General features: G+C 69.3%; 7 protein-coding genes. 5 read left to right on the forward strand and 2 right to left on the reverse strand.

Translation table 11 applies throughout. The features are described 5' to 3' along the window. Nucleotides 1-5 precede the first annotated feature (5 nt). Both ACOGI9_RS13225 and ACOGI9_RS13230 read right to left on the reverse strand, forming a co-directional pair. On the reverse strand, nt 6-1,253 hold the full coding sequence (locus ACOGI9_RS13225; protein ID WP_419857580.1) for a TolC family protein: 1,248 nt from the start codon (nt 1,251-1,253) through the stop codon (nt 6-8). Nucleotides 1,254-1,364: 111 nt separating this feature from the next. Beyond that, entirely contained in the window at nt 1,365-2,765 is a 1,401-nt protein-coding gene (locus tag ACOGI9_RS13230; protein ID WP_419857581.1) for an amidohydrolase family protein, read from the reverse strand. A 121-nt stretch (nt 2,766-2,886) separates the two neighbouring features. On the opposite strand from ACOGI9_RS13230, the gene ACOGI9_RS13235 reads away from it, so the two are divergent. The 5 genes from ACOGI9_RS13235 (at nt 2,887) to ACOGI9_RS13255 (ending at nt 11,509) form a co-directional block, all read left to right on the forward strand. After that, entirely contained in the window at nt 2,887-5,301 is a 2,415-nt protein-coding gene (locus ACOGI9_RS13235; RefSeq protein WP_419857582.1) for a xanthine dehydrogenase family protein molybdopterin-binding subunit, read from the forward strand. Between the two features lie 53 nt (nt 5,302-5,354). Further along, nucleotides 5,355-5,774: a secondary thiamine-phosphate synthase enzyme YjbQ gene (locus ACOGI9_RS13240; RefSeq protein WP_419857583.1), complete on the forward strand. Its 420-nt coding sequence runs from the start codon at nt 5,355-5,357 to the stop codon at nt 5,772-5,774. A gap of 2 nt (nt 5,775-5,776) precedes the next feature. After that, nucleotides 5,777-7,006 carry a leishmanolysin-related zinc metalloendopeptidase gene (locus ACOGI9_RS13245; RefSeq protein WP_419857584.1) on the forward strand — a complete coding sequence of 410 codons (1,230 nt, stop codon included), beginning with the start codon at nt 5,777-5,779 and terminating at the stop codon, nt 7,004-7,006. Nucleotides 7,007-7,085: 79 nt separating this feature from the next. Further along, nucleotides 7,086-8,306, forward strand: a complete 1,221-nt coding sequence (locus tag ACOGI9_RS13250; RefSeq protein ID WP_419857585.1) for an efflux RND transporter periplasmic adaptor subunit — start codon at nt 7,086-7,088, stop codon at nt 8,304-8,306. Beyond that, the gene (locus tag ACOGI9_RS13255; RefSeq protein WP_419857586.1) at nt 8,303-11,509 is read left to right on the forward strand and encodes an efflux RND transporter permease subunit; all 3,207 of its coding nucleotides are present in this window, start codon (nt 8,303-8,305) and stop codon (nt 11,507-11,509) included. Before ACOGI9_RS13250 ends, ACOGI9_RS13255 begins: the two co-directional genes overlap by 4 nt. Nucleotides 11,510-11,525: the final 16 nt, after the last annotated feature.

The raw sequence follows: 11,525 nt of genomic DNA on the forward strand, positions 1-11,525 counted from the left end.
CCGGTTCACGGCTCCCGTTCCGGGGCCCGTCCCATCGCGCGCAGGAGATCCCAGTAGGCGATCCATGCCGTGGATCGCATGGACAGGGCGCTGATCCGGGCGCCCCGGAACGCGTTCGCCGCGTCGAGCAACTCCAGGAGCGACATTTCGTTCTCGCCGTAGGCCGCCGTCGCGGAGGCCAGCAACGCCTCGGCATCCGCCGACAGGCCATCGGCCGCGGCTTCGAGACGGGCGCGACTGGAGGCGTACCGGTCCGAGGTCGTCAGGAGATCGTTCTCCGCCAGCCGTCTCCGGAGGTCGAGGCGATGGGCGGCCGCCGCGCTCCTCGCGTCGGCTGCCTGCCGGGTTCCCCCTCCCCGGTCGAACAGCGGCAACGGGAGATCGAGACCCAGGCTGAGTCCCTCGAATCCGCCCTCCTGCCGTCGATATCCGAGGCTGACGGTCGGATCGGGCATCCAGCGGGACCTCGCCACGGCGAGTTCGGCTTGCGCGGCGTCCAGATCCCGCGCCGCGGCCTCCAGGTCCGGCCGCTCGACCATCGCGCCGAGCGCGTCGTCCCGAGTCACCGGGGGCGGCAGCCCTTCCAGCCCCGCGGACGGTCCGACCTCCTCGATTCCCGTCCCGGGAAAGGTCAGCGCGGCGAGGCGCCGGCGCGCGTCGCGGGCCCGGAGTTCGGCCTCCGCCACACCCTGCTCGGCCCGCACCCGTTCCAGTCGCAACCGCCTCGTTTCGTAGGCGGAGATGTCCCCCTCCTCCAGGCGGATCTCCGCGTCCTCGGCCACTTCCCGGATCACGGCGGCGGCCTGCCGCGCCGTGCGTTCCGCCGCTTCCGCAAACCACGCGAGCGCCCAGGCCTCGCGAACCTCGAAGGCGAACCGGGTCGAGTCGCCGCGGAAACGGGCGGTGCTCGCTTCGATCGTGTGGGCGGCCGCGCGGTAGCGGGCCGCGGTTCGTCCCGGCCACTCCAGGGGCTGAAAGAGGAGGAGATTCTCCTCCCAGTACTCGTCGCCATTGCGGTCGAGATCGTCGCGCCTGGCCGAGAGCGACGGGTTGAACCAGGCACGGGACTGGCGCGCCGATCCCGCGATCTCGGCGGCCTCGGAGCGCGCGATCCTGAGCGCGAGGCTGTTGTCCGCAAACGCCTCGAGGGCCGCCGCGAGCGAGACCCTGCGTACGGCTTCCTGACCGGCGGCGGGTTGCGGCAGCAAGAGAAGGGCGCAGAGCGCCGGAAGCGTGCGGTAGCGGATGTTCAATTCCTCGTTGCGATGGCCCGGATCCGGTCCAACGGGGTCTCGCCGCAGCCGGCGGCGCACCCGGATCTCACGGCCAACCTCACCGATCGCCGCGCCGCGCTGCAAGTGCGTTCAGCGGTCCGCGGCCTCCCGCAGCATGGCGTCCAGTGTCGCGCGGTCCAGCCATTCGCCGCGCCTCGCGACGCCGGCGATGCGGCGCGTGTTTCCGATCGCTTCCAGCGGATTGCCCTCCAGCAGCACGAGGTCGGCCGGGCTCCCCTCGACCACCATGCCGGCGCCCTCCTCCCGTCCGAGGAAGCGGGCCGGGTTGACCGTGGCGCTCCGCAGCGACTCGTACGGTGACAGACCCGCGGCGACGAGTTCCTCCAGTTCGCGGTGGAGGGCGAAGCCGAGGGGCGGCGTGTCCGTACCGGCCATCACGGGAGCGCCGGCGGCCACGAGGGCGCGGATCAGGGAATCCGCCACCCCGAAACCATCCAGCGCGGCTTCGAAGTCGTCCGGCGTGAAGTTGCTCATCCACGGGATCGACATGCGCTCGGTGTAGAAGCGGCGCATGGCGGCGGTCATGTGCGACGCCTCCTCCGTGGCGAGGTAGGCATCGAGAAGGCGGTCCGGCTTGTGGATCATGCGGACCGAGAGCGTCGGCACGTTCCACGAGCCGGCCTCGCGGGTCCGCTCGGCGAGCGCCTCGATCCGCGAGGGGTCTCCGTACGCCCAGGCGAGCGTGCGCGATCGCAGGTCGGGGCCGGGCTGGGCCGGCGCCTCCTCGGGCACGAGGTGCCAGATATACCCGCGCAGGTGTTCGATGCTGGCCTGGCCCGCCGCGAGGACGCCATCGAGGCCCACCCCGAAGGGCACGTGCCCCGCCACCCGGATCCCGAGGCGACGCGCCTCGGCTACGATCCCCCTGTAGGCCGCCGCGGGCACGTTGTTGTACACCTTGATGAAGTCGTACCCGGCGGCATGCTGCTCCCGCACGGTGCGGTCGCCGTCGAGGCTGTCGCGGACCATCGCGCGTCCCGCGGTGTCGATGACGGCGGCGAATTCCGGCGGCGGCAACCCCTCGATGATGGGCCCCGCCGTGTGGATGTCCGGGCCGGCCCGTTCGCCGCTCCGGACGCGGTCGCGAAGGGCGAGCGTGTGTGGCCCGCCCGACAGGATGCGCACGCCGGTGACTCCGGTGGCCAGGAACCGCCCGAGCGCCGACTCCTCGCCGAAGTGGACGTGCATGTCGTTGAGGCCCGGGATGAGGAAGCGGCCGCGGCCGTCGACCCGCACGGCGCCGTCGGGGACCTCCGCTTCGGCCGACGGCTGCACGGCAAGCACGCGGCCGTCGCCGATGAGCACCGTCACGCCGGTGAGCACGCGCTCGCCGTCCATCGGGATGACCGAGACCCGCTCGATGGCCAGAGTGGCCCGGGCGTCGGACGGCTCGGCGCCGGGGTTGCAGGCCAGGAGCGACGTCAGCGCCGACAACCCCACGGCTGGCGACACGCGGTGGCGGAGCATCATGAAGCACACTAGCCGATGTTCGGAGGGGGGTCACGCCCCCGTGAGCACGCCGCACGATCGAGCTCGTCGGCACTCGGCCGCGGCTCATGCCCGGTTCGCGGGCCGCACGTAGATTGGACGCATGCACCCGCACGAACTGACGCCCGCACAGCAGGCCGCCGCGGAGGATCCGGATCGGCTCCCCGGGCTCGCCGACGCCGAGTTCACGGCGCTGGGCCGCCGCGCGCGCCGGGTCGAGGGGCTGCGCAAGTCGACCGGCCGCGAGATTTACACGGACGACATCGTCCTGCCGGGGATGCTGCACGGGAAGATCCTCCGCTCCACCGAGGCGCACGCGCGGATCGTCTCGATCGACACGGCCGAAGCCGAGGCCCTCGAAGGCGTGTACGGCATCATCACGGGGCGGGACCTGCCGACGCCGTACGGGATCATCCCCTGGACCCGCGACGAGCACGCGCTCTGTCTCGACAAGGTGCGCTTCATCGGCGACGCGGTGGCGGCGGTGGCCGCGGTCGACGAGGACACGGCGAACGCGGCGCTCGAGCGCATCCACGTCGAGTACGAGCCGCTTCCCGTCTATCTCTCGCCCGAGGAGTCGCTGACCCCCGAGGCCGCCGCGGAGCCCATCCACGCGCCGCGCAAGCCGGGGGCGAACGGAAACGTCCTCAAGCACGTCCACCTCGAGTTCGGGGACGTGGACGCGCGGATGGCGGAGGCGGACGTCACCATCGAGGGGGAGTACTTCTTCCACGGGACGACGCACACGCCGATCGAACCCCACTGCGCGATCTCCCGCCTCAACCCGGACGGCGTGCTCGAGGTGTGGTCGTCGACGCAGGTCCCACACTACCTGCAGCGCGATCTCGCGCGGGTGCTCGACCACGACGTGGCGAAGGTGCGGGTCGTGCAGCCGGCCGTGGGCGGGGCCTTCGGCGGCAAGTCCGAGCCGTTCGATCTCGAGTTCTGCGTGGCGCTCCTCGCGATGCGGACGGGCCGTCCGGTGAAGATCCTCTACACGCGCGAGGAGCTCTTCTACTCGCACCGCGGCCGCCACCCCATGCACATGAAGTATCGGCTCGGCGCCTCGCGCGACGGGAAGCTCCGGGCGCTCGACGCGCACACGACCCTGGACGGCGGCGCCTACGCCTCGTTCGGGCTCGTGACGACGTACTACTCGGGACAGCTCCTCACCTCGCCCTGCCACATCGAGTCCTACCGCTTCGACTCGACCCGGGTCTACACGAACGTGGCCCCGTGCGGCCCCAAGCGCGGCCACGGCTCGGTGCAGCCGCGCTTCGCGTACGAGATCTCGCTCGACAAGATGGCGGAGAAGCTCGGCCTCGACCCGTTCGAACTCCGCCGCCGCAACTTCATGGGCACGGGTCGGACGGTGAACGAGTTCAAGGTGCGGTCCAACGGCTTCCTCGAGTGCCTCGAGGCGGTGGAACGCGCCAGCGACTGGAGGAAGCGCCACCGGCGGCTGCCGAAGGGTCGCGGTCTCGGGATGGCGGCCTCCTCCTACATCTCCGGCACGAACTACCCGATCTATCCGAACGAGATGCCCCAGGCGGCGGTGCAGGTCCAGATCGAGCGCTCCGGCCGCGTGGCGATCCTGCACGGCGCCTCGGAGATCGGGCAGGGTTCCGACTCCACCATGGCCTATATCGCGTGCGAGGAACTCGGCGTCCCGCTCGAATACGTGCGCGTCTTCTCCGCCGACACGGACCTCACGCCGGTGGACCTCGGGGCGTATTCGTCGCGCGAGACGGTCATGGTGGGGAACGCCTGCGTCGAGGCCTGCCGTACGCTGCGCGCGCAGGTCGCGGAGGCCGTCGCGGAGCCGTGGGGCGTGCCCGCGTCCCGCGTGCGTCTGGCGCGCGGCTGGGCCTTCGACGCGGAGGCTCCCGAAGACGCCGGCCGCCGGATCCCGATCTCGGAGGCGTTCAACCTCGCCGAGGCGAAGTTCGGCCTGCTGGGCGCCGTCGGCTCCTACGACACGCCGAAGGATGTGCACGGCGACTACCGCGGCGGCACGATCGGGTCGTCGCCCGCCTACTCCTTCACCGCGCACGTGGCCGAAGTCGAGGTCGAGGAGGACACGGGGGTCGTCGGCGTGAAGAACATCTGGGTGGCGCACGACTGCGGCCGCGCGCTCAACCCGGCGCTCGTCGAAGGCCAGATCGAGGGCTCCGCCTACATGGGCTTCGCCGAAGCGATCTTCGAGGAGCAACTCTTCCGCGAGGGGGACGTGGAGGGCGGCCTGCACACGTCGCCGTCGCTCCTCGACTACCGGATCCCCACCTCCATGGACTGCCCGGAGTTCGAGGCGCTCATCGTCGAATCGGTGGATCCGGAAGGCCCGTACGGCGCCAAGGAGGCGGGCGAGGGGCCGCTGCACCCGTCGCTCCCGGCGATCGCGAACGCGATCCACGACGCGGTCGGCGTCCGCATCGATGCGCTCCCCTTCACGCCGCAGCGCGTGTGGAGAGCCCTGCGCGCGCACGCCGCCGGGGCCGCGCGCGAGGACGTCGCCTGACAGTCCATGGCGAAAGCCCCGCCGCGCTCGAGCGGCGAATGCCCCCCGCCGGAATGAAGCAGTTCGTCCGACAACTCGGCGTCGAGACGCGGGGAAAGGGCCTGTATGAGATCACCCGCCCGGTCCTCGAGTGGACGGCCGGGCTCGAGATCGAGACGGGCATGCTTACCGTCTACATCCGCCATACGTCGGCGTCTCTGACGATCCAGGAGAACGCGGATCCGGACGTCCTGCACGACCTCTCGAACTTCTTCGCCCGGCTCGTTCCGGAAGGCGACCCCCACTACCGGCACACGATGGAGGGGCCGGATGACATGCCGGCGCACATCCGGTCGGCCCTGACCCAGACGCACCTGGCCATCCCGGTGCTCGACGGGGCGCCGTCCCTGGGAACCTGGCAGGGGATCTTCCTGTTCGAGCACCGGAGCCGCCCCCACCGGCGGACCGTCGTGCTGCACGCCCTCGGCCAATAGACGTGCTCGGAGCGGGGCGGATCGCGCGAAAGCCCCGCTTCCGGGGTTGCGCGCTGCTCGTCGCCGCCTCGGCTGCGGCCTGCGGGGACGGGAGCACGGACCCTCCTCTGACGCGGCCGCCGATGGTCATCGGTACCGTCGCCGACTTCGAACTGGTGGTCGGGGACACGGCGACGCTGGAAGCGTCCGGCTACTTCCGGGATCCCGACGGGGATGTCCTCTCTTTCGAGGTGAGGTCGTCCGCGGCGGAAGTTGCGGGCGCCGAAGTCTCGGGGAGCACGGTCCGCGTCGTCGCCCTGGCGCAGGGGACGTCGACGGTGGCGATCACGGCGCGCGATCCCGAAGGCCGGGCCGCCGCCCTCAGGTTCGAGGTCACCGTGCCGAACAGGTTCGACATCGACGTCCGCTTCGACACCACGGCGACCGAGCCGTGGCGGGCCGTGGTCCTCGCGGCGGCGGAACTCTGGATGTCGGTGCTGGCCGATACGGACCTGCCGGAGGTTGCGGTCGACGACCGCATCGAGTGTTACGGCGCGAACACGGCGGAGCCGGTCGGCACCATCGATGACCTGATGATCCTCGTCGAATTCCGGGACATCGACGGGCCGGGCCGCACGCTCGCCCAGGCCGGCGTGTGCCGCCTGCGCGAAGGGTCGATGCTGCCCGTCGCGAGCGTGGCGTTCTTCGACGTGTCGGACTTCGATGGCCTCATCGACTCCGGCGACGCGACGGAACTCGCCGTCCACGAGATCGCGCACGCGCTCGGATTCGGCCTGCTGTGGCGCCCTCTCGATCTCCTCCGGGATCCCGCCCTCGGCGTGGGAGCGATCGACGCGCATTTCGTCGGTCCCGAGGCCATCGCCGCCTTCGACGCGGCGGGCGGCACGGACTACACGGGCGGGGCGAAGGTCCCGGTCGAGAACTTCGGCGGGGTCGGGAGTGCGAACCTCCATTGGCGGGGCTCCGTCCTCCGCGGGGAACTCATGAGGCCGCTCAACAGGATCGGATCCCGCGAGACCCTCAGCGCGATCACGATCCGGTCGCTGGCCGACCTGGGTTACAGGGTCGACGCGAGTCTGGCGGAGCCGTACACGCTCCCCGGCGTCGGGGCCGCGGACGAGAAACCCGGCCGCGCGGTCGACCTGGGCGACGATGTCCTCAGGGGTCCGGTGCAGGTCGTCGATGCGGAAGGCCGCGTCGTGCGCGTGCTCCGCGACCGTTCGCCGCGGTAGGTTCGGTCCCGTTGACCGAACAAACCGTAGATTCCTATGCTCAAGCTGGTGCTCCTCCACCTCCATGGGATAAGGCACAATGCTGCGCAGATTGCTGTTCGGATCCAGTCTCAGGATCATCGCCGTGATCATCGTCGGTACGATTGCGGTCGCGGCACTCATGCTCTCGCTGGCCCCCGAGCCGGAGAGCCGGGAACCGCCTCCCCAGATCCCGTTTGCGCAAACCGCCAGTGTTGTGGCCGGGTCGGGCGCGATTCCCGTGTTCGGATCCGGGACCGTGCGGCCAAGCGAGGAGATCGATGTCGCGCCGCAGGTGGGCGGCAAGGTCGTCTGGGTGAGTCCGCGGTTCCAGAGTGGAGGGCGCGTGGAGTCGGGCCAGACGCTCTTCCGCATCGAAGAAGCCGATTACGCGTACCGCGTTCAGGTAGCGGAAGCGAACGTTGCGGCAAGCCGCGTCGCCTTCCTCGAGGAACAGGAACGGGCAGCGATCGCCAGCGCCCAGTATGAACTGTACTCGGAGCGGCGCGAGACGGGCCCCCCGCCTTCGGAGGCGAGTCCGCTCACGCTGAGGGAGCCTCAACTGGAAGCGGCCAGCGCCGCGCTGAGCCGCGACGAAGCCCGGCTTGAGGAGGCGAAGCTTGCGCTCTCCAGGACCCGGGTCACCGCACCGTTCGACGGCTTCGTGCGCGAGGAATCGGTCGATGCGGGGCAGGTCGTGAACCCCGGGCAGCCCGTCGGACGCCTCTTCGCGTCGGAGGCGGTGGAGGTCGTCGTGCCCCTCTCCGATGCCGACGCCGCCCTGGTCCCGGGATTGTGGGAGCTCGAGGCGGGCGACGGGGCACGGGACGTCGCGGCTCGTGTGATCGCCCACTACGGGGAGGTGATGTACGCCTGGGAGGGCTACGTGGATCGGGGGGAGAGTTCCGTTGACGCGCAGACACGCACCATCGATGTGATCGTGCGCGTGCCGGATCCGTTCGACGCAAGCGCGCCGGCGGGCCGGTCCGCTGCCGTCGGGGGCGATCCTCCGTTGCTGGTCGGCAAGTTCGTTGAGGTGGAGATCGAGGGACTCTCACCGGAGGACTACTTCCGGATCCCGCGAGCGGCGCTGCAACCCGGCAACGAAACCTGGACGGTGGACCGCGACGGCGTCGTGAGCATCGTTCCGGTTCAGGTGCTGCAACGCGCCAACGATGCGGTGTTCGTCACCGGCGCCCTGCGGGGCGGCCAGGCAGTGATCACCGGTGGACTTCAGTTCGCCACCGAAGGGATGCGCGTCCAGACCGACCCGGTGCGATGAATCCCGACGCGGGTCGCGAACCGGGCGACCGCCGCGAGCGGTCCGGCCCGCTCGCCTACATGGCCAGCAACGGCATCGCGGCCAATCTCCTGATGATGGGCATCGTTGCGGCCGGACTCGTGTCCCTGACCGGCCTCGAGCGGGAAGCCTGGCCCATCACCCCCTTCTACCACATCGAAGTCTCGATGGCCTATCCCGGCGCCACGCCGGAGGAGATCGAGGAGTCGATCGTCGTCAAGATCGAGGACCAGGTCAGCGGGCTCGATGACGTGCAGGCGGTCAAGTCCCTGGCGGCTCCGGGCATCGCCTCCGTGCGGATCCAGATGGATTCCGGTACGGACATGGATCGGGCTTTGGACGACATAGAATCCGCCGTCAATCGTATCCAGTCCTTCCCGGCCGGTGCCGAACGTCCCCGTTTCCAGGAGATGGACAACCGCTTCAGCATGATGCGGCTCATCGTCCACGGCGACGTCTCCGAGCGCTCGCTGAAGGAACTGGCGCACCGGATCGAGGACGACCTTACCACGCTGCCCTCCGTCTCCCAGGTCGAGGTCAGCGGGGTCCGGAACTACGAGATCTCCATCGAGGTGCCGCTTCACCGGCTGAGAGCCCTGGGGCTCACACTTACCGACGTTGCCGCCGCGATCCGCCGCAGTTCGCTCGACTTGTCGGCCGGCAGCATCGATACCCGGGAATCCCAGGTTCGAGTGCGGACCCTCGGGCAGAACTACGACCAGCAGGACTTCGAGGAGATCGTCCTTCTCAGCGGCCGCGACGGCACGGTCGTGCGCCTCGGCGACATCGCCGAGGTCCGCGACGGGTTCCAGGAGGCAGACCTGATGGTCCGCCATCAGAACCGGCCCGCCGTATTCGTCGAGGTGTATCGGGCCGGTGGCGAGCAGGTGATGGATGTGGCCACGACCGTCCGCGAGCACCTGGCGAACGAGGTGATCCCGTCTTTGCCGGACGGCGTGGGCATCACCTTGTGGAACGACGAATCCCAGGCCTACGAGGAACGCGCCGATCTTCTTCTGAAGAACGGGATTCTGGGTCTGTTGCTGGTGTTGGTCGCACTCAGCCTGTTTCTCCAGATTCGGCTTGCCCTGTGGGTTGCCGTGGGCCTCGCCGTCTCCGGCATAGGCGCCCTCGCCGTCATGATGGCGTTCGACGTGGCGATCAACACCATCAGCCTCTTCTCCTTCGTGCTCGCCATAGGGATCGTCGTGGACGACGCCATCGTCGTGGCCGAGCACATCCAATACGAACGCAGTCGCGGAACCCCAGGGGTCGCGGCCGCGATCCGCGGCGTCCGGCGGATCAAGGTACCGTTGACGTTCGCGGTCCTCACTTCGGCGGTGGCGTTCGTCCCGTTGCTGTTCATCCCGGGCGGCGTCGGTGACGTATGGCGGGCCCTGCCGATCATCATGATCGCCATGCTGATGGTTTCGCTGGTGGAATCGCTGTTCGTCCTGCCCAACCACCTGTCCCACCTGCCCGGTCCGGACTGGGTGCCGGGCAATGCCTTCGACCGGTTCTTCTCGCGACTACAGAGTCGTGTCGACGCCCAGCTGCAGCGGTTCGTGCAGGGGCCCCTGGACCGGGCCCTGCGGTTTGCCACGGCCCGGCCCGGCGTGACGATGACGGGGGCCGTTGGAATGCTCGTGCTGAGCATCTCCCTGGTGCCCGCGGGAATCGTCCCCACCACGCTGGCCGACGACGTGGAGGGGGACATCGTGACGGTCGTGCTGGAGATGCCCGACGGGACGACCGCTCCGAGAACGTACGAAGTGGCGCGGGAGCTGGAGGCCGCGGGCCACCGGGTCATCGAACGACTCTCTCTCAGCCGGCCCGGGGACGCGCCGCCGCTGCTGACCGGCGTCACGGTGACCGTCGGACTGGGATCGAGACTCGAAGGCGGACTCAACCCGCAGCCCACCGTCAATCCGCAGGCCAATATCGCCACCATCGAGTTCAAGCTCCTCAGTGCGCAGCAGAGACGGATCTCCACCGGCGACGTCGTGCAGGCGTGGCGAGAGGAGGTGGGTGTGCTGCCCTACGTGCGCGGCATCACCTTCAGCGGCGAGATCTTCACCCTTGGGAACCCGGTCGAGGCCGTACTGTCCCATCCGGACCCGGAGCGCCTCGCCGGGATCGCCAGCTCGGTGGTCGACGGACTCCGCAGCGTGAGCGGCGTCTACGACATACGGTCGGATCACGCCCCGGGCATCCCGGAAGTTCAGCTCGAGTTGCGGCCCGAAGCGCGGACCCTCGGTCTCACCGTGCAGGAGCTGGCCGGACAGGCGAGGGGCGCGTTCTTCGGCGCGGAAGCCGTCCGGGTGCAGCGCGGCCGCGAAGAGGTACGAGTCTATGTTCGGCTGCCCGCGGAAGAGCGGAACTCGATCACCGATATCGAAGGCTACCTGCTCCGTACGCCGGGCGGGGACGAGGTGCCGATCATCAGTGTGGCCTCGCTGAGCCCGGGCGTGTCGCCGTCGGCCCTCCGGCGCAGGGATGGCCAGCGCGTCGTCACCGTCACCGCCGATGTGGACGCCTCGGTGATCTCCGGCGACGAAGCCAACGATATTCTGGAAAACTCGATCCTCGCGGACCTGACCGCGGCGTACCCGGGCCTGACATACACGTTCGGGGGCGAGCAGCAGCAGCAGCTGGAGTCCATCGACGCGCTCTACCGCGGCTTCGCGGTCGCTCTGATCCTGATTTTTGCGCTCCTCGCCATCCCCCTCCGTTCATATACCAAGCCGTTCATCATCATGGCCGTCATCCCCTTCGGGTTCATCGGCGTGATCCTGGGCCACTGGATCCTGGGAGTCGCCCTGAGCGCCGTATCCTTCATGGGGATCTTCGGTCTGAGCGGGGTCGTGGTGAACGATTCCCTGGTCATGATCGACTTCATCGATCAGAAACTCCGGGAAGGCGCCCCGCCGCGAACCGCGATCATGGAGGGGGCAAAGGGGCGTTTTCGTCCGATCATGCTCACTTCCCTGACCACGTTCCTCGGCTTCACGCCCCTGATCCTGGAGCGCGCCATCCAGGCCCAATTCCTGATACCGTTTGCCGCGTCACTCGGTTGCGGCATTCTCTTCATCACGGTCATACTTATGATGGTGGTTCCGGCGCTATGCACGTTACATATGCGCTTGATGCCGTCGCGGCGTGCCTCGATTCCGGGCGCCGCGTAGTGCACGTCGACTGCGG

It is taken from the genome of Candidatus Palauibacter irciniicola, assembly GCF_965208695.1.
Classification (GTDB): domain Bacteria; phylum Gemmatimonadota; class Gemmatimonadetes; order Palauibacterales; family Palauibacteraceae; genus Palauibacter; species Palauibacter irciniicola.

What these genes read in the sequence shown, in the direction of transcription:
- ACOGI9_RS13240 (WP_419857583.1), top strand. Translation starts at nt 5,355, where the DNA reads ATGAAGCAGTTCGTCCGACAACTCGGCGTCGAGACGCGGGGAAAGGGC.
- ACOGI9_RS13250 (WP_419857585.1), top strand. Translation starts at nt 7,086, where the DNA reads ATGCTGCGCAGATTGCTGTTCGGATCCAGTCTCAGGATCATCGCCGTG.
- ACOGI9_RS13235 (WP_419857582.1), top strand. Translation starts at nt 2,887, where the DNA reads ATGCACCCGCACGAACTGACGCCCGCACAGCAGGCCGCCGCGGAGGAT.
- ACOGI9_RS13255 (WP_419857586.1), top strand. Translation starts at nt 8,303, where the DNA reads ATGAATCCCGACGCGGGTCGCGAACCGGGCGACCGCCGCGAGCGGTCC.
- ACOGI9_RS13230 (WP_419857581.1), bottom strand. Translation starts at nt 2,765, where the DNA reads ATGATGCTCCGCCACCGCGTGTCGCCAGCCGTGGGGTTGTCGGCGCTG.